Annotated in this window: 17 protein-coding genes; 4 read left to right on the plus strand and 13 right to left on the minus strand. The window is 71.9% G+C overall.

The genetic code is table 11. From position 1 onward, the window contains the following. Positions 1 to 4 precede the first annotated feature (4 nt). Genes ACR3IO_RS02445 through ACR3IO_RS02460 form a run of 4 tightly spaced genes read right to left on the minus strand, consistent with a single transcriptional unit; the run spans position 5 to position 3,727 of the window. The gene (locus ACR3IO_RS02445; protein WP_434069567.1) at positions 5 to 1,261 is read right to left on the minus strand and encodes a branched-chain amino acid ABC transporter permease; all 1,257 of its coding nucleotides are present in this window, start codon (positions 1,259 to 1,261) and stop codon (positions 5 to 7) included. Then, positions 1,258 to 2,136, minus strand: coding sequence for a branched-chain amino acid ABC transporter permease (locus ACR3IO_RS02450; RefSeq protein ID WP_434069568.1), 879 nt, complete (start codon positions 2,134 to 2,136; stop codon positions 1,258 to 1,260). Before ACR3IO_RS02450 ends, ACR3IO_RS02445 begins: the two co-directional genes overlap by 4 nt. Beyond that, positions 2,136 to 2,924 (minus strand): ABC transporter ATP-binding protein, encoded by a 789-nt coding sequence (locus ACR3IO_RS02455; protein WP_434069569.1) that lies wholly within the window; start codon positions 2,922 to 2,924, stop codon positions 2,136 to 2,138. The genes ACR3IO_RS02450 and ACR3IO_RS02455 overlap by 1 nt, the downstream gene beginning before the upstream one ends. Beyond that, positions 2,921 to 3,727, minus strand: coding sequence for an ABC transporter ATP-binding protein (locus ACR3IO_RS02460; RefSeq protein ID WP_434069570.1), 807 nt, complete (start codon positions 3,725 to 3,727; stop codon positions 2,921 to 2,923). Before ACR3IO_RS02460 ends, ACR3IO_RS02455 begins: the two co-directional genes overlap by 4 nt. Positions 3,728 to 3,867: 140 nt before the next feature. Here ACR3IO_RS02460 and ACR3IO_RS02465 point away from each other — a divergent pair, with 140 nt between their 5' ends. Beyond that, positions 3,868 to 4,809 carry a DUF1214 domain-containing protein gene (locus ACR3IO_RS02465; protein WP_434069571.1) on the plus strand — a complete coding sequence of 314 codons (942 nt, stop codon included), beginning with the start codon at positions 3,868 to 3,870 and terminating at the stop codon, positions 4,807 to 4,809. A gap of 195 nt (positions 4,810 to 5,004) precedes the next feature. On the opposite strand, the gene ACR3IO_RS02470 is transcribed toward ACR3IO_RS02465, so the two are convergent. The 4 genes from ACR3IO_RS02470 to ACR3IO_RS02485 form a co-directional block, all read right to left on the minus strand. Beyond that, positions 5,005 to 5,754, minus strand: a complete 750-nt coding sequence (locus ACR3IO_RS02470; RefSeq protein ID WP_434069572.1) for a glucose 1-dehydrogenase — start codon at positions 5,752 to 5,754, stop codon at positions 5,005 to 5,007. After that, positions 5,751 to 6,905, minus strand: coding sequence for an NADPH:quinone oxidoreductase family protein (locus ACR3IO_RS02475; protein ID WP_434069573.1), 1,155 nt, complete (start codon positions 6,903 to 6,905; stop codon positions 5,751 to 5,753). Before ACR3IO_RS02475 ends, ACR3IO_RS02470 begins: the two co-directional genes overlap by 4 nt. Next, entirely contained in the window at positions 6,902 to 7,501 is a 600-nt protein-coding gene (locus ACR3IO_RS02480) for a TetR/AcrR family transcriptional regulator (protein WP_434069574.1), read from the minus strand. Before ACR3IO_RS02480 ends, ACR3IO_RS02475 begins: the two co-directional genes overlap by 4 nt. Before the next feature lie 98 nt (positions 7,502 to 7,599). Then, positions 7,600 to 8,358, minus strand: a complete 759-nt coding sequence (locus ACR3IO_RS02485; protein WP_434069575.1) for an SDR family oxidoreductase — start codon at positions 8,356 to 8,358, stop codon at positions 7,600 to 7,602. Between the two features lie 156 nt (positions 8,359 to 8,514). Here ACR3IO_RS02485 and ACR3IO_RS02490 point away from each other — a divergent pair, with 156 nt between their 5' ends. After that, entirely contained in the window at positions 8,515 to 9,903 is a 1,389-nt protein-coding gene (locus tag ACR3IO_RS02490) for an MFS transporter (protein WP_434069832.1), read from the plus strand. A gap of 72 nt (positions 9,904 to 9,975) precedes the next feature. Here ACR3IO_RS02490 and ACR3IO_RS02495 read toward each other — a convergent pair whose 3' ends face one another. Next, a complete protein-coding gene (locus ACR3IO_RS02495; protein WP_434069576.1) occupies positions 9,976 to 13,809 on the minus strand; it encodes a S8 family peptidase in 3,834 nt (1,277 codons plus the stop codon). A gap of 79 nt (positions 13,810 to 13,888) precedes the next feature. Here ACR3IO_RS02495 and ACR3IO_RS02500 point away from each other — a divergent pair, with 79 nt between their 5' ends. Then, the gene (locus tag ACR3IO_RS02500; protein WP_434069577.1) at positions 13,889 to 14,905 is read left to right on the plus strand and encodes a transcriptional regulator TrmB; all 1,017 of its coding nucleotides are present in this window, start codon (positions 13,889 to 13,891) and stop codon (positions 14,903 to 14,905) included. A gap of 87 nt (positions 14,906 to 14,992) precedes the next feature. Here the strand turns inward: ACR3IO_RS02500 and ACR3IO_RS02505 are convergent, their stop codons facing one another. Then, complete coding sequence (locus ACR3IO_RS02505) at positions 14,993 to 15,850, minus strand: 3-hydroxyacyl-CoA dehydrogenase (RefSeq protein WP_434069578.1); 858 nt, start codon at positions 15,848 to 15,850, stop codon at positions 14,993 to 14,995. Further along, entirely contained in the window at positions 15,847 to 16,392 is a 546-nt protein-coding gene (locus ACR3IO_RS02510; protein WP_434069579.1) for a MarR family winged helix-turn-helix transcriptional regulator, read from the minus strand. The genes ACR3IO_RS02505 and ACR3IO_RS02510 overlap by 4 nt, the downstream gene beginning before the upstream one ends. Positions 16,393 to 16,557: 165 nt before the next feature. Between ACR3IO_RS02510 and ACR3IO_RS02515 the strand changes: the two genes are divergently transcribed. Then, positions 16,558 to 19,305: a cation-translocating P-type ATPase gene (locus ACR3IO_RS02515; RefSeq protein WP_434069580.1), complete on the plus strand. Its 2,748-nt coding sequence runs from the start codon at positions 16,558 to 16,560 to the stop codon at positions 19,303 to 19,305. A gap of 157 nt (positions 19,306 to 19,462) precedes the next feature. Here the strand turns inward: ACR3IO_RS02515 and ACR3IO_RS02520 are convergent, their stop codons facing one another. Both ACR3IO_RS02520 and ACR3IO_RS02525 read right to left on the minus strand, forming a co-directional pair. After that, a complete protein-coding gene (locus tag ACR3IO_RS02520; protein ID WP_434069581.1) occupies positions 19,463 to 22,552 on the minus strand; it encodes a DEAD/DEAH box helicase in 3,090 nt (1,029 codons plus the stop codon). Between the two features lie 55 nt (positions 22,553 to 22,607). Beyond that, entirely contained in the window at positions 22,608 to 23,375 is a 768-nt protein-coding gene (locus tag ACR3IO_RS02525; RefSeq protein ID WP_434069582.1) for a DeoR/GlpR family DNA-binding transcription regulator, read from the minus strand. Positions 23,376 to 23,397 lie beyond the last annotated feature (22 nt).

The following is a 23,397-nucleotide window of genomic DNA, read 5'->3' on the forward strand; positions in this document are numbered from 1 at the left end:
GTGGTCACCTCTCTGTTGTGGTGGGGATGGGTGCTGCTGCGGAGCTGGTGCGAGGTTCGGGGGCGGATGCCGCGGGCGCGGGTTGCGGGGCGGCTGCCGCAGTCGCGGGCTCGGGCGCGGGCTCGGCCGGGGAGGAGGACCGCGAGCCCGACGCGCTGCGCCGCGGCATCCGCCTCGGCCACAGCCGCTTCGGCAGCGCCCCGCGGATGCCGCCGGGCCACGCCGCCGTCACGACGATGAGCAGCACGCCGAACACGAGCACGGGCAGGTTGCCCGTGAGGCGCTGCGCGGCATCCGCCGAGAGGTCGAGGGCGCCGGTCGCGGTCTGGATGAGCCAGGGCAGCAGCACGATCACGATCGAGCCGAGGAATGCGCCGAGCAGGCTTCCGAGACCGCCGATCACGACGGCGACGACGAGCAGCAGCGAGAACGCGAGCGTGTATGCACCGGGGCTGACCGATTGGGTGACGAAGCAGAGCACGGCTCCGCCCGCGCCCGCGGTGATCGAGCTCGCGGTGAAGGCGAGCACCTTCACGCGGCCGGCGCGCACGCCCTGGAGCCGGGCGGCGGTCTCGTCGTCGCGCACGGCGCGCATGCGGAGGCCGGCGCTGCCGTTGCGGAGCGCCGCGAGCCAGGTGACGAACACGGCCGCCACGAGGATCGCCACCCACGCCTGCCACTGCTCGACCGCGATGATCGTGCGCAGCAGCTCGGGCACGCCGTCGTAGGCGATCTGCACGCCCTGGTCGCCGCGGAACACGCCAGAGAACACGGCGGTGAACGCCGGCAGCGCGATGACGAGCACGAGCGTCACGCCCGAGAGGTACGGGCCCTTCAGCCGCGCGGCGGCGAGGCCGAGGAGCAACCCGAGCAGGGCGGATGCCGCGACCGCGCCGGCGAGCGCGAGCACGAAGCGCGGCAGGCCGTCGACGCCCGCCTCGGTCAGGGCGTTCGCCGTCAACGCATAGCCGTACCCGCCGGCGGCCATGAGCGCAGCGTGCCCGAGTGAGAGCTGCCCCGTGAGGCCGATGAGCAGCGTCAGCCCGGCGGTCGCGCAGAACGTCGCCGCGATGAGCGCGAACTGGTAGTTGCGGTAGGGGTCGAGGAGGAACGTGGCGCCGATCGCGACGACCGTGAGCGCGAGGGCGGTGACGAGCAGGCGGGCGGTCGGGCGTCGGTCGTGCGCACCCGCGCTCCCGCTCGCGCGGATGCTCGCGGTCAGCGGCCCGACGGTTCGGGGCGTCTGCGTGCCGGCGCTCATGCGGTCCTCGCCTCGGTCGCCGCGAAGAGCCCGCCTGGCCGCACGAGCAGCACGGCGACGAGCAGCACCAGCACCGCGATCGGCGCCACGGTCGCGCCCAGGTAGCCGGTCACCAGGCTGATGAGCACGCCGACGGCGAGCCCGCCGACGAGGGCGCCGGGCGGCGAGTCGAGCCCGCCGACCACGGCGACCGTGAACGCCGAGACGAAGAGCATGTCGGCCGAGTGCGGGCTGAGGCCGAGTTCGGTGGGCACGAGCAGCAGCGCCGCGAGCGCGCCGACGGCCGACGCGAGCACCCAGCCGGCCGTGACCATGCGCGCCACGCGCACGCCGAGCAGGCGCGACACCTCGGGGGCGAACGCCGAGGCGCGCAACTGCAGGCCGAGCGACGTGCGGGTGAAGAGCAGCGCGAGCACGCCCATGAGTCCGATCGCGACGATCAGCACGAACAGGTCGTACGGCGAGAGCACGGGCACGCCGCCGATCACGATGGGCGTCTCGGGGAACGGCGCCTCCATCGGGCGCGAGTTCGGGCCGAACGCGATGCCGAGCGCCGACTGCAGCACCATGACCACGCCGATCGCGATGATGACGCCCGAGAGCGGCGACGCGTGCGTGGCGAAGCGCATGACCCCGCGCTCGACGACGAGGCCCATGAGCCCGCCCGCGACGAGCGCGCTCGCGAGGCCGATCCAGTACGAGCCCGTGAGGCCGGTCACGGCGAAGGCGACGTAGGTGGCGACCACGGCCATCGCGCCCTGGGCGAAGTTCACGACCCTGGCCGCACGCCAGATGAGCACGAGGGCGAGGGCGAACAGGGCGAAGATCGCGCCGCGCGCGAGGCCGGTGGCGAGGAGGAAGAGGAGGCGGTCCATCAGAATCCCAGGTAGGCGTGGCGGAGGGCGGAGTCGGTGCGGAGGTCTACGGCCGGCCGATCGGCGACGACCTCGCCGAGGTTCAGCACGACCCCGTGGTCGGCGACGGCGAGCGCGCTCGTCACGTTCTGCTCGGCGAGCAGCACGGTGAGGCCGCGTTCGTCGCGGAGCGTGCGCAGCACGGCCATGATCTGGGCGACCACTCGGGGCGCGAGCCCGAGCGACGGCTCGTCGAGCAGCAGCACGCGCGGCTCGGCGATGATGGCGCGCCCGAGCGCGAGCATCTGCCGCTCGCCGCCCGAGAGCTGGTGCCCGGCGGCCCGACGACGGCGTGCGAGCGGCTCGAACATCTCGTAGATGCCGTCGACCGCCGCCGTGAGCCGTCGCCCGCGGAAGCGCTGCAGCCCGCCGAGTCGCAGGTTCTCGTCGACCGTGAGCTCGGCGACGACGCTGCGCCCCTCGGGCACCTGCGCGAGCCCGGCACGTGCGCGGTCCTCGACCGAGACATCCGCGAGGTCGACGCCGTCGAACACGATCCGACCGGATGCCGCGGGCATGAGCCCCGACACTGTGCGCAGCAGCGTGGTCTTGCCCGCCCCGTTCGCGCCCAGCAGGGCGACGATGGTGCCGGCCGGCACCCGCACGTCGACCCCGCGCAGCACGGGGGCGCCGCCGTAGCCGGCGGTCAGGCCGTCGAGGTGCAGCTCGGCGCCGGTGCGCTCCGCCGCGCGGAGGGCGCTGCGGGCGTCACGGGTCGTGCGGCCGGATGTCTGCGGTTGCGCGCTCATGCGGCGGGCTCGATCCCGAGGTACGCCTCTTCGACGCGGGGGTCGGCACGCACCTCGTCGGGGGTGCCGCAGGCGATGACGCGGCCGAAGTCGAGCACGACGATGCGGTCGGCGACGCCCATGACGAAGTCGACGTGGTGCTCGACGAGGAGCACCGAGCACCCGGATGCCGCGACCTCGCGCACGACGTCGGCGAGCGCGTCGATGTCCTCCTCGCCGAGTCCGCCGGCCGGCTCGTCGAGGAGCAGCAGGTCGGGATCGGTGACGAGGGCCCGCGCGAGCGCGACGCGCTTGCGTTCGGGGTAGGGCAGGGCGGCCACCGGCACGGAGGCCAGGTGGGCGATGCCGAGCTGCTCGAGGCATCCGCTCGCCCGCTCCTCGGCGTCGTCGCCACGGCCGCCCGCGCGTGCGCCTGCGCCGGATCGCGCCTCGAGCGGCACGAGCACGTTCTCGAGCGCGGTCATCGAGTCGAAGAGGCCGAGGCCCTGCAGCGTGCGAGCAACGCCGCGACCGACCAGTTCGGTCGACCGGGTCGGCGCCGGTGCGTCATCGATGCGGATGTCGCCGGCGGCGCGCCGCACGAGCCCGCACACGGCATTGAACACCGTCGTCTTGCCGGCGCCGTTGGGGCCGATGAGCGCGACGACCTCGCCGGGGCCGACCTCGAACGAGACGGCATCGAGCGCGGTGAGGCCGCCGAATCGCACGGTCAGCTGGTCGACCCGCAGTCGCGGTTCGGGAACGGATGGTGCATCGGATGCGGCGGTGGAGGCCTGCTCCACGCCGCCGGGCGTGTGGTTCATCGGCACCTCTTCGTGTCGGTTGCAAGGTCACTGTACAACAGATACCGACCAGACGGTATGCCCGATTTGCGCACCCGGACTCGACGCGCCGGGACCGCCGCCTCGGCCTCGCCCGCGAGGTCGCGTGCGACGATCGGCAGGTGAGCATCCACGTGAACGTCGACAACTTCGCCCGCGCCGAGACCGACCGCATGTTCCACGACCTGCAGCACAATGCCGGCGGCGTCGGTCGGTTCCTGCACAACCGCGAGCCGGCATCGGTCGAGGAGCAGGCCGTGATCCGCATGAACCGCGACACGCTCTACAGCTTCGCGGTGATCGACGCCACGGCGGGTGCGACCCTGACCCTCCCCGATGCCGGCGATCGCTACCTCTCGGCGATGGTCGTGAACGAGGACCACTACATCGACGCCGTCTTCCATGACCCGGGCGAGTACGAGATCACCGCCGAGCGCTTCGGCACGCCGTACGTCGCGGTCGCCGTGCGCACGCTCGTCGACCCCGCGGACCCGGCCGACATCGCCGCCGTCGCCGCCATCCAGGACGGCATCTCGCTCGTCACCGGCGCCGACGCGACCCCGTTCGAGTCCCCCGACTACGACACCGCGTCACTCGACGAGACCCGCGACGCGCTGCTCGCCCTCGCTCGCAACCTCACGGGCTTCGACCGCACCTTCGGTTCGAAGGACGAGGTCGACCCGGTGCGCCACCTCATCGGCACCGCCGCGGGCTGGGGCGGTCTCCCGAGCAACGAGGCCGCGTACCTCGGCGTCGATCCGAGGCTGCCGGTCGGCACCTACGAACTCACCGTCGCGGACGTTCCGGTCGACGGCTTCTGGTCGATCTCGGTGTACAACGCGAAGGGCTTCTTCGAGCCCAACGCGCGCGGCGCCTACACGGTGAACAACATCACCGGCGTGCGCAATGCCGACGGCTCCACGACCGTGCGCTTCGGCGACTACCCGGCCGACGTGCCGAACGCGATCCCGATCACCGAGGGTTGGAACTACCTCGTGCGGCTCTACCGCCCGCGCGCCGAGATCGCCGACGGCAGCTGGACCTTCCCGACGCTGAGCGCGTAGCCCGCGCTGCATCCGGATGGCGCGAGTCGACGCCTCGCGAACGCCCGACCTTTACCCACGCCCAGTACTCAACCCAGCGCGGACGCGAATGGTCGCCATCAGTGGTCGAGGGCGACCATTTGCGTCCGCGCGACCAGGACTGGAGGCGCGGCAGCGCGGCGCAACGTGGCGCGGAGTCCTGACGTGTGCACGCGCTCAGTGGTGCGGGATGCCCGCGATCATGCCGCCGTCGACGACGAACTCCGCGCCGCTCGTGAACGACGACGCGTCGCTCGCGAGGAACACGATCGTGCCGGCGACCTCGTCGGGCACGGCCGGCCTGCCGAGCGGGATGTCGAGCTTCGACGGATCGATGCGCGTCGTCATGTCGGTGAGGATGAGCCCCGGATGCACCGAGTTGACGCGGATGCCGAACGCCCCGAGCTCGACCGCGAGCGACTGGCTGAGTCCGCGCACGCCGAACTTCGACGCCGTGTAGCCGTGCAGTCCGGGCGAGCCGCGCATGCCCTCCACTGACGAGATGTTGATGATCGACCCCGAACCCTGCGCCTTCATCGCGGGCACGACCGCGCGGCATCCGAGGAACACGCCCGTGAGATTCACCGCGATGACGGCGTCCCACTTCGCGAGCGTGAGGTGCTCGATGGGCGCGGCGTTCGCGATGCCGGCGTTGTTCACGAGCACGTCGACGGTGCCGAACGCGTCGAGCGTCGCCTCGACGGCGGCCGCCCACGACGCCTCGTCGGTCACGTCCAGGTGCACGAACCTCGCCCGCTCGCCGAGCTCCGCGGCGAGCGCCTGCCCCTCGTCGTCGAGCAGGTCGGCGGCGACCACCCTGGCGCCTGCCGCGTGCAGGGCGCGCACGTAGGCCGCGCCGAGTCCGCGCGCACCGCCCGTGACGAGCGCGACCCGCCCGCCGAGGTCGGCGCCCGGCACCCCGCTCATGCCGCGCCCGCTGTCGCCGTCGCCGTCGCCGAGGATTCGGCGCCCGCACTCGCGCGCGCCGCGGCATCCGCGGACCCTGCGACCCGCACGACGAGCCTCCCGACCGTCTGCCCGCCGGCGAGCTCCTGGATCGCCGAGGGCGCATCGGAGAACTCCACGACGCCGCCCGCGACCGGCGAGATCGCCCCGGCATCCGCGAGACGCACGAGCTCGTCATGCGCCTCGCGCACGAGCTCGGGACGGATCTGCTGGTAGAGCGCCCAGTGCAGGCCGAGCACCGAGTAGTTCTTCACGAGCGCGTGGTTCGCGCGCACGGGCGGGATCTCGCCGCTCGCGAAGCCGACCACGACGATGCGGCCCTCGAACGCGATGCACTTCGTCGTGCGCGTGAACGCGTCGCCGCCGACCGGATCGAACACCACGTCGGCGCCGCGCCCGTTCGTGAGCTCGTTGACCACGGACGCGAAGTCCTCGGTCTCGGCGCGGACGATGACCGTCTCGGCGCCGGCGGCGCGGGCGGTCTCGGCCTTCGCAGCGGATCCGACGACCGCGATCACGCGGGCACCGGCCGCGACGCCGAGCTGCACGGCCGCGGTGCCGACGCCCCCTGCGGCGGCGTGCACGAGCAGCGTCTCGCCGGGCTGCAGCGCGGCCCGCCGATGCAGGCCGAACCACGCCGTCTGGTACGCGATGACGAGGCCGGCCGCCTGCACGTCGTCGAGCGAGGCGGGCGCGAGGTGCGCGGCATCCGCCTTGACGATCGCGTACTCGGACAGCACGCCGATGTGCGACGCGACGACCCGATCGCCGGGCTCGAACGGTCGCACCCCGGCGACCTCGGCCGACGACGCGACCCCGTCGCCGACGGCCACGACCTCGCCCACGAGCTCGATGCCCGGCACGAACGGCAGCTCAGGGCGCACCTGGTACTCGCCGCGGCAGAGCAGCACGTCGGGGAAGTTCACGGCGACCGCGCCGGTGCGCAGCAGCAGCTCGCCCGTGCCGGGCTGCGGCACCGGAACGTCGTGCAGTTCGAGCACCTCGGCGGGCTCGCCGTGGCGCACGACGCGCCACGCGCGCATGGTCTCGGGCAGGGAGCCGAGCGGCGCGGCGGTCGCTTCGGCGTCCGGCTGCGGCATCCGCTCGGTCATCGCCCGTCGCCCTTCGCGGCGCGCGCGTCGATGCCCGTGAGGAACAGGTCGGTCAGCTGCTCGGCGAGCAGCGTCTTGCCCTCGGGGCCCTCGGGCGAATACCAGTGCGAGAGGTAGTGCACGTCGGCGAAGAAGTTGGCGATGAGCACGGGGCGCGGGATGTCGCTGCGGTAGAGCCCCTCGTTCTGGCCCTGCTCGATGAGCGCCGCGAACTCGTCGTGGTACTCGCGGCGACGCCTCGTGACCTCGGACTGCCTCGGCGCCGTCAGCATGTGCATGCTGCGGAAGAACACGGTGCCCTCGGGCAGGAAGTCGATCGACGTCTCGATCACGTCGACGCAGACCGCGCGCAGCACCTTGGAGACCGCGCCGCCGCGCTCGATGATCGCATCGAGGTGCTCCTTCTGCAGCGAGAGCATGCGGTCGTAGATGCCGAAGAGCAGGTCGTCCTTCGACTGGAAGTAGTGGTACATCGCGCCCTTGGTGACGCCGGCCGCCTCCACGACCTGCTGCACGCTCGTGTTCGCGTACCCGTTCGCGGCGAACAGCTCGACGGCCGCTCGCATCACGTCGTCGGCGACGCTGGTCTCCTTCATGTGGTTCTCGTCTCTGTGTCGGGTTCGGGAAGTCGGCGGATGTCGGTGTGGCGGATGTCGGTGGCGGATGTCGCGGCGCGGGCGTCGTCGAGTCGGCCTCAGCCATTCGGCCGCAGGCTCGCGCCGCCGTCGATGAGGATCGTCTGCCCCGTGATCCACGCGGCGTCCTCGGAGAGCAGGAACGCGACCGGGCCGGCCACGTCGTCGGGCACGCCGAGTCGCTGCAGCGGGTACTCGGCAGCCACCTCGGCCTCGCGGCCCTCGTAGAGCGCCCGGGCGAACGCGGTCTTCACGACGGCCGGGGCCACGGCGTTCACGCGGATGCCGGGCGCGAGCTCGTGCGCGAGCTGGATCGTGAGGTTGATGAGCGCGGCCTTGGAGACGCCGTAGAACGCGATGCCCGGCGCCGCGGAGACACCGGAGATCGAGGAGAGGTTCACGATCGACCGGCTGAGTCCGGCGGCGACGGCGTCGCGGGTCCACTCGAGTGCGGCGACGACGTTGACCTCGAGGATCTTGCGGATCGCGGATGCCTCGATCTCGAGCGCGGGCCCGTACGCGGGGTTGATGCCGGCGTTGTTCACGAGGTGGTCGAGTCGGCCGTGATGCGCGGCGATGTGCGCGAAGACGGCGGCGCGGTGCTCGGGGTCATCGGCCTTGCCGGCGATGCCGGTGGCGCGGGGCCGGCCGGTCGCAGCGTCGAGGCCGAGCTCGGCGACGGCGGCGTCGAGCGACTCCTGCGAGCGGCCGGTGATCACGACATGGGCGCCCTCGTCGACCAGGCGCTTCGCGATCGCGAGGCCGATGCCCCTGCTGCCGCCGGTGATGAGCGCTACGCTCGAATCGAACCTCTGCACGCGTCTCTCCCTCGAGTTCGCGGTCGTGCGGATGCCGCGGGGAGCCCGTGGCATACCGACTGGACGGTATGCCCCCAGCGTAGCCCATTCCGCGCATACCTCGCAGCCACCGCGCACTCGCACGTCTTCCCGAGGGGTGAAGATGGAGTGGTGAGCATTCCCACGCCCGCGGCATCCGCGAACCCCTCGGTTCCGCCGTGGCGCCTCTGGCTCATCTGGGGTGTCGGCGTCGCCGCCTACGTGCTCTCGATCACGAACCGCACCTCGCTCTCGGCCGTCGGCGTCGATGCGGCCGTGCGATTCGACGCGGATGCCTCGACGCTGTCGATGTTCGCCGTGATCCAGCTCGCCGTGTACGGCGGCATGCAGATCCCGGTCGGCGTGCTGCTCGACCGGTTCGGCGCGCGACCGGTCATCACCGCGGGCATGGCGCTCATGGCGATCGGGCAGGCGGTGCTCGCGTTCGCCCCCGACGTCGGCTGGGCGATCGTCGCGCGCATGCTGCTCGGCGCGGGCGACGCGGCCGTCTTCCCGAGCGTGCTGCGCGTGGTCGCGGTGTGGTTCCCGGCCAGGCAGGCGCCCTTCCTCGTGCAGATGACCGGCATCCTCGGGCAGGTCGGGCAGCTCGCCGCGATCTTCCCGCTCGCGGCGCTGCTGCACGCGACGTCCTGGACGATCGCGTTCGGCAGCCTCGCCGGCCTCGGCGTGCTCTTCACGATCCTGACGTTCGCGGTGATCCGCAACCGCCCGCCCGACCGGGCGGAGGACGTCTCGGTCGACACCGAGACGGGCGCGATCCAGGTGGTGCGCTCCTCGATCGACTTCCGCGAGGGCTTCCGGCAGTCGTGGGCGCACCCTGCGACCCGGCTCGCGTTCTGGTCGCACTTCACGACGCCGTTCTCGGGCACGGCGTTCATGCTGCTCTGGGGCTTCCCGTTCCTCACCGTCGGCGAGGGACTCACCCCGCCCGTCGCCTCGCTGGTGTTCAGCGTCTACGTCGTGTTCGGCATCCTCTCGGGGCCCGTGATCGGCGCGCTCTCGAGCCGGCACCCGCAGCGCCGCTCGCGCATGCTCGTGCTGCCGATCATCGGCCTGCAGGCCCTCGTCTGGCTGATCGTCATCGCCTGGCCCGGCCCGGCGCCGCTCTGGCTGCTGTTCGTGCTCGTATTCGCGATGAGCACGGGCGGCCCCGCCTCGATGATCGGCTTCGACCACGCACGCACCTTCAACCCCGCGCACCGGCTCAGCACGGCGACCGGCATCGTGAACGTCGGCGGGTTCCTCGCGGCGCTCCTCGCCATCCTCTTCATCGGCCTCGCGATGGACGCCCAGGGCGCCGGCACGCCCGACACGTACACGCTCGAGGCGTTCCGCATCGCGTTCCTCACGCAGGTGCCGCTCTGGGTGCTCGGCGCGACGTTCATCGTCGTCGAGCGCCGGCGCACGCGCGTGCACATCGGCCTCGAGGAGCCGCGGGCGAGGCGCCGCCGTCGCGGCATCGCCGCGGCGGGCGACTCGCCCGGCGACGAGCTGCCGCTCGACTGAGCGCCGCGGCATCCGGGACCGAGGACGGGGACCCGTCGCATCCGCGCCGAGCCCCCGTTCATCGCAGGTGAATCAGTGCTTCGCGCCTCGCGCCGGCGCGACCTCGAACGCCTTCGTGATCTCCTGGCTGTACGTGTTGCCCGCGGCGTCCGCGGCGGTCACGCGCAGATCGACCCAGGCGCCCGCGTCGGGCACGGTCAGTCGTGCCGAGTACCCGGCGACATAGGCGCGCCCGGTGGCGAACGTGCTCGACGGCGCGGCACCCGGGCCGGAGGTGTCGGCCGTTCCGGCCTTCACGGCGACCGGCGCCCACTCGCCCCCAGCCAGGCGCATCTCGAGTGAGGCGGTTTCGACAGGCGCGCTGTTCGATGCGCCCGCGAGATGCCCCACCTCGAACCGGAACGGCACCTCCTTCCCCTTCGTGCGCCCCACGCCGACGAGTCCGGCCACATCGACATCGACGTCATACGTCGCCTGCAGCATCGGCACGAACCTGACGGATGCATCCGTGGCGGCGCCACTGGTCGGGAAGCCCCACTCGGTGCGGGTCGAGCTCGTCCAGGGGAAGAGCGCGCCGTCGCTCGTCGTGGTGTTGACCACGCGCAGTCGGGCCTCCGCCTCGGGCAGGCCGCTCACCCTGGCGCTCTGGCCATTCGTGGAGGCAGCGAGCAGCTCGCCGACGTAGACGTCGGTGTGCTGGGTGCGGCCCGAGCCGGTCGCGGTGCTGAGACCGCCGCCGGTGTGCTCGGGGCTGCCGCTGTCCGCCCAGGCCGGCAGATTGATCTGCAACACGCTGCGCTGCCGGACGGGACCGGAGTACCCCTGGCCGACGTAGGGCCGAACGATCGGGCCGAAGTACCCGGTCTCGGCGTCCTCGTCCGGCTCGAACGTACGGACCACGTCGCGGATGTTCCAACCGGACTTCGTCTCGGTGACGTCCTGCAACCACCGCACGTCCTCCGTGCTCACCCACTCGGTGCGCTCCAGACCGCGGTGCGACGCGAGTGCGAATGCGCTCACGCTCGTGGCACTGGAGAGGAAGTCGTACCGGAACTCGCTGATCGAGCTCCGATCGCCGTGGTATGTCGTCTCGATCTTCGCGAGGCCGCGCGGACGGTAGGTGAGATCGCTCGGCACGGAGCCGTCGCTGAACCGCACGACGTCCCAGATCTCGGGCGAATCGGCGACCCCACTGGCGACGATTTTCGTCCGATCTGAGGCGATGGTCTCGAGCAGGGCGCGCCCTTCGACGCCGCTGAGGTTCGCGACCGCCAGACCGACGACCGGTTCGGTCACGCTGCCGAGGCCTTCGGGAAACTCCCCGTCTGCGTCGTTCACGACCAGGAGCATCGCGGCGCCGGCGGCGAGCGCATTCCTCGCCCGTTCGACCGCGCTCACCGACGACGACCGCGTCACCACCGCGACCTTGCCCTCCACCTCGAGCTCCGCGAACTCGTCGACCGTGCCGGTGCCCGCGTCGACGAGATCGGCCTTCAGACGACCGTCGAGGCGGGCCGAGCCATTCTCGATGATCGGATCGAGCGACTGCCTGCCGACCGTGAGGCTGAGCGGATCGTGTATGAGTCGCCAACGCGTCGTGAATTCGAACAGATCGAGCCCCGGGGCATCCATCGGCTGCGCGTAGATGTCGTCGACTGCGGCCGGGGTGAGCGAGGTGCCGCGCCAGCCGTCGAGGGCGAAGTCCATTCGTCGGAGCGCGGGTGCAAGCCCGTCCTCACCCACGTCGACGGCGACCGGCTCGGCCGCACGGGCATCGAGCGCGACGGTCTGGTCGCTGTCGAGCTCGATGTCGGGGTCGCCGGCGAGCACGATCGCCCGAGCGTCCGCCTCGCGGTCGATCTGCATGAACGACATGACCGCGTAGTCGCCCGCGGGCAGTCTCACCGTCGTCTCGCCGCCGACGGCCAGGACGGTGAAGCCGCGGTTCGCGACATCCCACAGCCAAGCCGGGGTATCGAGCGGTGCACCTTCGAAGTCGGTCGCCGTGACGGTGAGGTCGTAGCGCTCCGACTCGGCGATGACGCCGAGTGCGGTGCGGGCGACGGGCTGCCCGGCGATGGACGCGACGAGCGCCCCCGACAGTTGGGCACCCGTCGGCACGAGCACCGGGTCGACGGTCAGGGTCACCGACCGCTGCTCGCCGGCCGGCACGGTCAGCTGCGTCGTATCGGCGCTGAGCACGGCGTCGGCGGCGTCGCCTCCAGCGCCGCCCGGGGTCGTGTCGCGCAGCGTGGCCGCCAGGTCGAGCACGACCTCGCTGCCGCTCCGGTTGGTGTAGTCGATGGTGCGCGAGACCGGCTCGGGGTCCTCACCCCACGACAGCATGCCGAAGTCGCCTGAACCGGATGCCACGACGGTCGAGTCGATCGCAGCACCGACGTCGACGGTGCCCGAACCGACCGAGTACGAGCTGAGCCCCACATCGTTCGCGGTGCTCATGAGCGCGGCGCGCAGTTGGTCGCCGGTGTACTCGGGATGCCGCTGTTTCAGCACGGCGGCGGCACCGGCGACGTGCGGCGTCGCCATGGACGTGCCGCTCATCGTCAGGTACGGGCCGGTGCCCGCACGGTCGGCCGACTTCGCGGCCGTGATGTTCGAGCCGGGACCGGCGATCTCGGGCTTCAGCGCGCCCGAGCCCGCCAGCGGGCCCTCACTCGAGAACGGCGAGATCTCGCCGGTCGGGTCGATCACCGAGCCCACCGTGAGCGCCCGCGCGGCCGACGCGGGGGCACCGATCGTCTCGGGGTCGTAGGCGTTGCCCGCGGCCACGACGAACAGCGTGCCGGTTTCGGCGGCGAGCTCGTCCAGTGCGAGCGCCATCGGATCCGTGCCGTCGTCAGGCACGTCGGTGCCGAGACTCATCGAGACGATGTCGGCGCGGGGCGCCGCCCACTCCATCGCGTCGATGATCCACGAGTCCTGGCCGTAGCCGTTCGCGGCGAGCACCTTGCCGATGAGCAGGTCTGCGCCGTCGGCCACGCCCCGGTTCTTGCCCCCGCTGGCCGCGCCGGTTCCGGCGATCGTGGAGGCCACATGGGTGCCGTGGCCGTTCGGGTCGGCGGCGACCTCTTCGCCCGGCACGAAGCTCGTCGACTCGGGCAGTACGGCGCCCGCGAGGTCGGGGTGGGTGTCGTCGTACCCGGTGTCGAGGACCGCGACGGTCACCCCGTCGCCCGTATACCCCTCGGCCCACGCTTCGGGCGCCCCGATGTAGGGAACGCTCGAGTCGAGGCTTGCCTCCACCTTGCCGTCGAGGTGGATCGCGGTGATGCCGCCGCGGAAAGCGCCGCCCGCACCGGATCGGGCTGTCGCGGAGGTCGCGGTCAATGCGGCCCACGTGTCTGCCGCATCGGCGTGGGCGGCGCCTGCCGCAGCACCGCCGATGCTTTCGAGCGGCGTGCCGAGCTCGAGACCCGGCACCGGCTCGGATCGTCGCGTGGCAACGCGCCCGTCGGCCTGCACGATGAGCGGGGTCGCGTCGACCGATGCGTCGTCGTAGCCGTACTCGATGAGCTTGGTGACGTTGAAGAGGTCGAGGTCGAGGCTGCCGGCCGCAAGGTACGGCGCAACCGCCGCAGAGAGCACGTACAGGTCGCCATCCGCCTCGACCGTCTGGACCGGTGCATCCTGGTCGGCGGGCTCGACGTCGACGGTCCGCGAACCGTCGGCGTACTCGGTGACCTCCACGCGATCCCCCGTGATCAGGGTGACCGTGTGCACCCCGTCGACGGAAGTCGAGACCTGCGTCCCGTCGGCTGCGTCGGGCTCGGCGGATGCGGGCAGTGCGACGCCGATGCCGGCGACGCCGATCGCGACACCGCCGACTGCGGCCGCCACTCGAAGCCGGTGCCGGCTCCAGGCGGACGGATTGATGCTTGATGGCATGGATGACCTCTCGCGGATGGAAACGGGGTGCTTGCACGCTCGCACATCGCGATCGCTAGAGTGATGGCGGAGAGATGCCATGTCCGTGATCCGCCACGACGACGCTCGAGCAGAGCAGAGCAGCATGGCCCACGTGCTCGACGCGGTGGGCCTCGCCGGCGAACACGCCGCCGTCTATCGATCGATCCTCGGCGTCCCCTCCGCGAGCGTCGACGAGGTCGCCCGTTCAGTCGGGTGCACGCCCGCCAATGCGCGTCGCATCATCGACGAGCTCGAGGGGTTGGGCCTGCTCGCGCGACAGGCTTCGGCTCACGAGCGCGTCGTCGCCTCGCCGCCCGCGCTCGCCCTGCGTCCGAAGCTGCTCGAACGCGAGCGTCGGTTGACGGCCGCGCACGAGGCGCTCCTCGAGCTGAGCGAGCTCTACCGCGAGGGCGCCGGCCGTCGTGAGGCTCCCGATGTCGTCGATGTCGTGATCGGCGCCGACGCGGTACGGCAGCGCTTCGGGCAGTTGCAGGCCGCCGCGACCGAGCAGGTGCGCGGGTTCGTCCTCAGTGATGTCGCCTTCACCGACTTCACCGAGAACGAGGAGGAGGATCGCGCTCTCGCCCGCGGAGTCCGGTATCGGATCGTGGCCGAGAACGGCGCGCTCGAGCGATCGGGATTCATCGCCGAGGCGCGGGCGGTCGCCGAGCGGGGCGAACAGGTTCGCGTGCTCCCGAGGTTGCCCACCCGCATGATCATCGCGGACGATCAGATGGCGCTGCTCCCCATGCATTCGCGCGGAGACGGGCGGGCGAGCGGAGCGCTGCTGGTGCATCCGAGCGGGCTGCTCGATCTCGCCATCGCCGCGTTCGAGGAATCGTGGGCAGTCGCGACGGACTTCCTCTCGACGGACGACCTCCCGGCCGGCCACGACGCCATCGACGGCGACCTGCTGAAGCTCCTCCTGCTCGGCCTCACCGACGGCGCCGCAGGGGCGCAGCTCGGCATCTCGGTGCGCACCGTGCAGCGCCGGGTCGCCGAGTTGATGGAGACGGCGGATGTCGCGACGCGCATCCAGCTGGGCGCGGAGGCGGTGCGGCGCGGCTGGGTGTAGCTCCCCCAAAACGGCGGATGCCGCGGCGAGGCGTCTCGTCGCGGCATCCGTCGTCTGCTCCAGCGGGCGCACGGCCCGTCGCGCGGATCAGGCCTTCGGGTAGGTGTAGAAGCCCTCGCCGGTGGCGACGCCGAGCTTGCCCTGGTCGATGTAGCGCTCCTTGATGAGGTCGGCGAAGGCCTGCTGCTTCGGGCCGCCGGCCTTGGAGATGTTGTACGCCGTCGTGAGGCCCACGATGTCGTAGATCTGGAACGGGCCCATGGGCGCGCCGGTGCCGATGCGCCAGGTCTTGTCGATGGCGTCGGGCTCGGCGATGCCGTCGACGAGCAGCTCGCCCGCGGCGGAGAGGAACGGCACGAGCAGCGAGTTCAGCAGGTAGCCGGCCTTCTCCTTCTTGATCGCGATCGGGACCATGCCGATCGAGCTCGCGAAGTCGACGACGGTCGCGTAGACGTCGGGGCTCGTGGCATCCGTGCCCATGACCTCGGCCGTGTTGTGCGCCCACACGCGGTTGGCGAAGTGCAGGGCGAGGAAGCGGTCGGCGCGGCCGGTGAACGGCGCGAGGTCGCTCGGCAGCAGGGTCGAGGAGTTCGTGGCGAAGATCGTGCGCTCGGGCGCGAGGGCGGCAAGCTTCTCGTAGGTCGACTGCTTCAGCGCGAGCTGCTCGGGGATCGCCTCGATGACGAGGTCGGCGTTCGCGACGGCCGCGGCGAGGTCGGCCGAGAACGTGACGCGGCCGAGCGCGGCCTGTGCGCCATCGGCTGCACCCGCGACGCCCTCCTTCACGTAGGTGTCGGCGAGTCCGGCGAAGCGCTGCCTCGCGGCCTCGAGCGCGTCGTCGCTGATGTCGTAGGCGACGACGTCGAAGCCGCTGAACGCGGTCTGGTAGGCGATCTGCGAGCCGAGCACTCCGGTGCCGAGCACGGTCACGTTCGCGATGGTCATTGCTGTTCCTTCTTTCGTTTCGTCCCTCGTGGGGCGTTGTCTGCGCCGGGTGCGGCGCCGTCGTGAGGCCCGTCGGGGGCCTCGAGCGGATGCCGCGGGCGGGTCTCGTCCGTGCGTCCGACGTTGAATCGCTGCAGGTCGCGAGCGAAGCGTGAGATCTGGGCATCGGTCCAGCCGTCGAGCTGGCGGCTCACGACGCCCTGGAGGACGTCGATGGCCTCGTCGTAGAGGGCCCACCCCGCCTCGGTGAGTTCGAGCGGGCGGCCGCGGCCCGCGGCATCCGGGACCTCGCGCACGACGCCGAGCGCCGTGAGGCCGGCGAGCTGGCGCGAGACCGTGGAGCGGTTGAGGCGGTACTCCTGCGCGATGTCGACCGAGCGGCAGCCGGGGTTGTCGACGATGTACCCGAGGATCGACTGGTCGGTCATGCTGAGGCTCAGGTCGGCGACCCGGGCGTCGGCGACGCCTCGGCGGCTGATGACGATGAGGTCGCGGAGGATCGCGGCGGTGTCGGCGTCGCGCGAGTGGTCTTCGGCATCCATGGTCTCGCCCTCCTGTTGCTTATTGCAACGCTACGCTCGTGCGTTGCATTCCGCAACAAGAGATCCGTGCCGAAGTCTCTCCCGCATGCACCGGCCTTCGCACTAGTGTGTGCAGTGTCGGCACGGCATCCGGGGGCTCGTGTCGCACGACCTCTGGGGGTTTGCGTGACCATCGAAGCACCGAACAGCACGGCCGAGGAGCACGGCGTCGAATGGTGGGCACTCGCCCCCGACGACGTCATCGCGCAGGCGAAGAGCGAGGGCGCGCACGGGCTCTCCGCGGCCGAGGCCGAGAAGCGCCTCGCCGATGCCGGGCCCAACGCCCTGCAGAGCGCGCCGCCGCCGAGCGTGTGGCGCATCGCGCTCAGCCAGGTGCTCGAGCTCATGACGCTGATGCTCATCGCGGTGACGATCATCTCCCTCGTCATCGGGCAGGTCACGACGGCGATCATCGTGGCCGTGCTCGTGCTCTTCAACGTCATCACCGGCACCCAGCAGGAGGTGAAAGCCCGCCGGAGCGTCGACGCGCTCGCGAAGCTGCAGACGCCGAAGGCGCGGGTCATCCGCGACGGCGTCCTGCTCCAGATCGACGCGACCGGGCTGGTTCCGGGCGACATCGTCGAACTCGAGTCCGGCGACCTCGTCCCGGCCGACGGCCGCATCCTCCGGTCCGCGAACCTCGAGACGCAGGAGTCCTCGCTCACCGGCGAGTCGCTGCCCATCCCGAAGGGCCCCGCCGAGAACTCCGCCGGCACCGCGCTCGCCGACCGCACGTCGATGGTGTTCCAGAACACCTCGGTCACGCGCGGCACGGCGCGCATCGTCGTCGTCGAGACCGGCATGCGCACGCAGATGGGCCGCATCGCCTCGCTGCTCACCCAGGTCGGCGACAAGAAGTCGCCCCTCCAGCTCGAGCTCGACGGGCTCACGAAGGTGCTCGGCATCATCGCCTGGAGCGCCGTGCTCGTCATCGTGCTGATCGGCTTCGCCCGCGGGCAGAGCCTCGACGAGCTGCTCTTCCTCGCCACGGCCGTCGCGATCTCCGCGATCCCGACCGGCCTGCCGGTCTTCGTGCAGAGCCTGCTCGCCTGGGGCGCCTCCAAGCTCGCGAAGGAACGCGCGATCGTCACGTCGCTGAACGACGTCGAGACGCTCGGCGCGACGAGCGCGATCTGCTCCGACAAGACCGGCACGCTGACGCTCAACATGATGACGGTGCGCACGGCCTGGTTCGGCAGCAACACCTACCGCGTCACGGGCGAGGGCTACTCGTTCGAGGGCCAGGTGCTCGGCACCTCCGACGAACCGCTCGACGCCCCGACGCTCGGACTCGCGATCGGGCTGCCGAACGATGCGACGGTGTCATCCGACGGCGACGTGGTGGGCGACCCCACCGAGGCCGCGCTCGTGGTGCTCGCCGCGCGGCTCGGCATCGACGCCGACCAGGCTCGCAAGGACTACCCGCGCCTCGCCGAGGTGCCGTTCGACTCCGACTACAAGTTCATGGCCACCCTGCAGCGCATCCCCTTCCGCGGCGAGCAGCGGCTCGTGCTCATCGTCAAGGGCGCCCCTGACGTGGTGCTCGGCCGCTGCACGACGATGCTCGACGAGAAGCGCGAGGTCGTGCCCGTGGCATCCGCCTCGGCCACCACGGAGCTCGAGCGCATGTCGGCCACCGGCCTCCGCACCCTCGCCATCGCCGTCCGGTTCCTCGACGACGGCGACGAGGGCCGCATCGCGGCCGACCCGATGTCGTCGGTCGAGCAACTGACGCTCGTCGGCATCGTCGGCATCGTCGACCCGCTGCGCACCGAGGCGAAGGACGCCGTCGCCATCGCGCACAACGCCGGCATCGACGTGCGCATGATCACCGGCGACCACGCCGTGACCGCCGGGGCGATCGGCGCGGAGCTCGGGCTCGGCACCGGGGCCGTGAGCGGCGCCGACCTCAAGCAGATGGACGACGTCGAGCTCGCGGGCCGCCTGCCCGACCTGCACGTGTTCGGCCGGGTCACGCCCGACGACAAGCTGCGGCTGGTCCGCCTCCTGCAGGCCGACGGCGCCATCGTCGCGATGACCGGCGACGCCGTGAACGACGCGGCGGCCATCAAGCAGGCCAACATCGGCGTCGCGATGGGTTCCGGATCCGAGGTGACGAAGCAGGCCGCGAAGCTCGTGCTCACCGACGACAACTTCGCGACCCTGGTGCACGCCGTCGAGATCGGCCGCATCGTCTACTCGAAGATCACCGCGTACCTGCGCTTCCAGATGACGCAGCTCCTCAGCCTCATCATGCTGTTCCTCGCCGCGAGCGCGTTCTCGATCGCCGAGGGCGTCGCGCTCTTCCCGGCCCAGGTGCTGTTCATCAACTTCTTCGTGGCGCTGTTCGCGGTGTTCGCGATCGCCGCCGACGCGAACCCGCCGGGCATCATGAACCACCCGCCGCGCGATCCGAGGATCGGCGTCGTCAATCGGGTGTCGCTCGTCGAATGGCTCGTCTACGGCGCCGTCATCTTCCTCATCGCGCTCGTGCCGCTGCTCTGGGGGCCCGACGCCCCGAGCCCGACCGAGCCGACCGCGTCGATGACGATGGCCTACGTCGTGCTCGGCCTGGCCACCGTGCTGAGCGCGCTGCTCATGCGTCGCACCCCCGAGTCGGGCCTGCTGGCGCCCATCGCGGCCGTGGCGAAGATCCTGGTCTGGCCGGTCCTGCTCATCGTCGCGTCGACCGAGATCCCCTTCCTGCAGCGCGCGCTCGGCACCGTCTCGCTCACGGGCTGGCAGTGGCTCGGATGCATCGGGCTGACGTTGGTGCTGCTCGTGGTCGTCGAGGGCGACAAGTTCTTCCGCCGTCGCCGCGTGGCGAGCCGCGCGCGCACCCAGGGCGTCGCGGCACCGGTGCTCACCCGCTGAGCGACACCCGACCGAACTGAACCGAGCCGAGCGGCCCGACGCGAGTCGGGCCGCTCGGCTGTTCGGCGCTCGACTGTTCGGACACCCGGACGTTCAGCCGCCCATGCGTCGGCGCTCGGTCGCCGGCCGCTCGGCCGCCACGCCGCTCGGGCCGCAGTCAGCCCTCGAGCAGCGAGCGCAGGTCGTCGGCCGTGAGCGCCTCCGCGGCTCGCGCACCCGCGGCATCCGCGTCGGGTCCCTCGGGTCCGTCGACTCCGGCGTCGAGGATCGACGCGACGAGCGCGCCCTTGCGGGCCTTGAGCGCCATGACCTTGTCTTCGATGGTGTCGGAGGCGACGAGCCGGTAGACCATGACCTGCTTGTCTTGGCCGATGCGGTGCGTGCGGTCGATGGCCTGCGCCTCGCTCGCGGGGTTCCACCACGGGTCGAGCAGGAACACGTAGTCGGCCTCGGTGAGGTTCAGGCCGAATCCGCCCGCCTTCAGGCTGATGAGGAAGACGGATGCCTCGCCGTCGCGGAACCGCGCGATCTCGGAGTCGCGGCGGCGCACCGGGGTCGACCCGTCGAGGTAGGCGTACGGGACGCCCGCCGCGTCGAGGCGCGACCTGGCCCGCCCGAGGAACGACGTGAACTGGCTGAACACGAGGGCCTTGTGCCCCTCGGCGAGCACGTCGTCGAGCTGCTCGAACAGGGCGTCGAGCTTGGCCGACGGCACGCCCGCGTAGCGCTCGTCGTCGATGAGCGTCGCATCGAGCGCGAGCATGCGCAGCAGCGTCAGCGAGCGGTAGACGATGAACCGGTTGCGGTCGAGGTCGTCGATGAGGCCGAGGAGCTTCTGCCGTTCGCGCTGCAGCACCGCGTCGTAGAGGCGCCGGTGGGTGGGCGCGAGCGCGACCTCGAGCACCTGCTCCTGCTTGGGCGGCAGCTCGGGCGCCACGACGTCCTTCGTGCGCCGAAGCAGCAGCGGGCGGATGCGCCGCCGCAGGCGCTCGCGCCGGCCGGCGTTGGCGTCCTGCTCGATGGGGCGTCGGTACTGCTCGTCGAACGCCCGCCGCGAGGGGAACAGCCCGGGCGCCACGAGCTGCAGGATCGCCCACAGCTCGCCGAGGTCGTTCTCGATGGGCGTGCCGGTCACCGCCAACCGGAACGGCGCACGGATGCCGCGGGCCGCCGCGTGCACCTTGGTCGCCGCGTTCTTGACGAACTGGGCCTCGTCGAGCACGAGTCCGCCCCACTCGAGCGCGCCGAACGCCTCGGCCTCGAGGCGCAGCACCGCGTACGTGGTGACGACGAGGTCGGCGCCGGCCGCGGCATCCGCGATGGTGCCCTTGCGCTTGGCCTCGGTCGCGGTGACGGATGCCACGCGCAGGCCGGGTGTGAACCGCGCCGCCTCGCGCACCCAGTTCGAGGCGACCGACGTGGGTGCGACCACGAGGAAGGGCCCGTCGCCGCCCGAAGCGCGCGCATGCTCGATGAGCGCGAGCGTCTGCGCCGTCTTGCCGAGTCCCATGTCGTCGGCGAGGATGCCGCCGAGCCGGGCCCGCCAGAGGTAGGCGAGCCAGCGGAACCCGGCGAGCTGGTAGGGCCTGAGCGGCAGCACGACGCCGTCGGGCTGGGCCAGCTCCTCGACCCGCCCGTGCTCGAGCGCCTCGACGGTGCGGCGCCACGAGACCGCCGGCTCCGCGACATCCGCCAGGTCCTCGAAGTCGGCCCACAGGCTCGTGCGACTCGCGTGGATGCGCACCCCGGTCTCCCACTCGGCGAGCGTGCCGGCCTCCTCGATGAGGTCGCGCAGGGGGTCGAACACCGACTGGTTCAGCATCAGGTAGGTCTTGTCGACGAGCAGCAGCCGGCGCTGCCCCTTCGCGAGCGCCCGGAAGAGCGGCATGAACGGCACCGACCTGCCGTCGATCGTGATGATCACGCCGAGGTCGAACCAGTCGGTCTTGCGGGACTCGACCGTGGTCACGCGCACCTTCGGCTGCTCGGTGAGAAGCCGGTAGTCGGGGCGGTCGCCCTCGACCTCGATGCGCAGCGGATGCCGCTCGGCGAGCCGTTCGAGCCCCGGGAGGCGTTCGGCGCAGAACTCGGCCGCGTCGACCCCGCGCAGGAGCACGGTGTCGAGCGGCACCCAGCCGAGCACGTCGGCGACGCGGGCGAGCAGGTCGTCGTCGAGGTCGGGGTCGTCGGCCGCCTCGGCGATGGAGGCCGCGACGGCGGCGCTGCTGTCGACCCCGTCGGATGCCCCGACCGGCGTCACGCGCCCGTCGGCGTGCTGCCAGTGCCAGGCGAGGCGCAGCACGTCGTGCGGCTCGAATCGCAGGTCGAGCACCAGCTCGGCCGGCACGGGCGGCGGCGGCGTGAACGACCCGTCGCGGCTCACGACCGGGATCGACCGGGCGAGCGCCGGCAGGTGGCGGCGCAGGAACTCGGGCAGGTCGGCGGCAGGCACCCGCACGGATGCGGCGGCCGGGTTCGCGAGGAGCGCCCCGGCGGACTCGGTGATCGGCTCGGCGAAGCCCGCGAGCTCGATGCGTCCGTCGTCGAAGTCGTAGCGGTAGACGCCGTGCGTGCCGATGGCGCGGGCGTCCGCGAGCGAGCCGGCCGCGTCGTCGAACGCGAGCTCGGGCGTGAGCGTCAGCGCGCCGCCGCCCTCGTGCGCGTCGAGCGCGATCGAGGCCGAGCCGTGCACGACGACGTCGGGCGTGACATCCGACCCGACCAGGGCGACGCCCAGGCGGCCGGCCTCGGCGAACAGCGCCCAGAGCAGCGGGCTCTCGAATTCGTCGAGCGTGACCCACTCGGATCCGTAGGTCGTGTAGACGCTCGGCGAGCTGCCCTTCAGCAGCGCGAACTGGGCGAACCACCGCGCCTGGGCGGGATCGAACCCGCCGGCCTCGCCCTGGTAGGCGATGTTCTGCCACGTGAGGCCCGACTTGATCCACGCGCCGCGCGCGCCCTGCGTGACGGGCCGCACCGCGAGACGGTCGACGGATGCCGCGCGCCGGGCCGGTTCGTCGCGTGGCCCCTGCCACTGGCCGCTGCGCCTCGTGACCTTGCGGCGCAGCTCGAACTGCAGGCCGAGGCGCTTCGACGGTGCGGGCCGGCCGGCGGCCTCAGGAGCCGAGCCCCTGCCCACGTCGCCGCGGACGCCGGCGCCGGGGCCGGGGCGAGCCGAGAGCGGCGCGAGCGCCGACCGCCAGTCCGCGGCATCCGCTCGGGACGCGGGCGGGGGTTCGGCGGTCATCCCCTCATGCTCGCACGGACCGGCGACGGACTCGCCGCTCGCGAGCGGTCGCGCATCAGTGCGAGCGGTGCGCCGCCTCGATGATGCGGACGCCGGTGTCGCGCAGTTGGCCGAGCGCGGCGGCGTCGGCCTCGGCGTCGAGCACGAGGCCCGCGACCTGGTCGAGCGGCAGCACCTGGTGCGCCGACGCCGTCCCGACCTTCTCGACGCTGCCGAGCGCGTAGGTCTCGGCCGCCCGGGACGCGAGCACGCGCTTCATGGCGGCCTCATCCGAATCGCCCGTGGTGAGCCCGGTCGTCGGGTGGATGCCGGTGACGCCCAGCAGGAAGAGGTCGGCGTTGATGCGGCCCGCCGCCTCGACGGCCGCCGAGCCCGAGGCGACGGCGGAGTGCTTGAAGAGACGCCCGCCCAGCAGGATGACCTCGGCGGCGTGCTCGAGCAGGGCGACGGCGATCGTGGGGCTGTGCGTGACGATCGTGCAGTCCAGGCCGCGCGGCAGGTGCCGCACGACCGAGAGGGTGGTCGTGCCGCCGTCGAGGATCACGGTCGACCCGGGCAGCACCAGCTCGGCGGCCGCGGCCGCCACCCGGTCCTTGCTCTCGGAGGCGATCTCCGTGCGCGCGCCGTAGTCGGCGACTGCCGGGGAGGCCGGGATCGCGCCGCCGTAGACGCGCGTGAGCAGGCCCTCGGTCGCGAGTTCGCGGAGGTCGCGCCGGATGCTGTCTTCGGACAGGTCGAGCTCGACGGCGATCTCCTTGGCGACGATGCGCCCGTCGCGCTGGAGCCGCTCGAGGAGGAGGTCTCGTCGCACCGCAGCCAGCATTCGCACTCCTTCAGGTTATTTC

Source organism: Agromyces sp. Marseille-Q5079, assembly GCF_051016555.1.
Lineage (GTDB): Bacteria > Actinomycetota > Actinomycetes > Actinomycetales > Microbacteriaceae > Agromyces.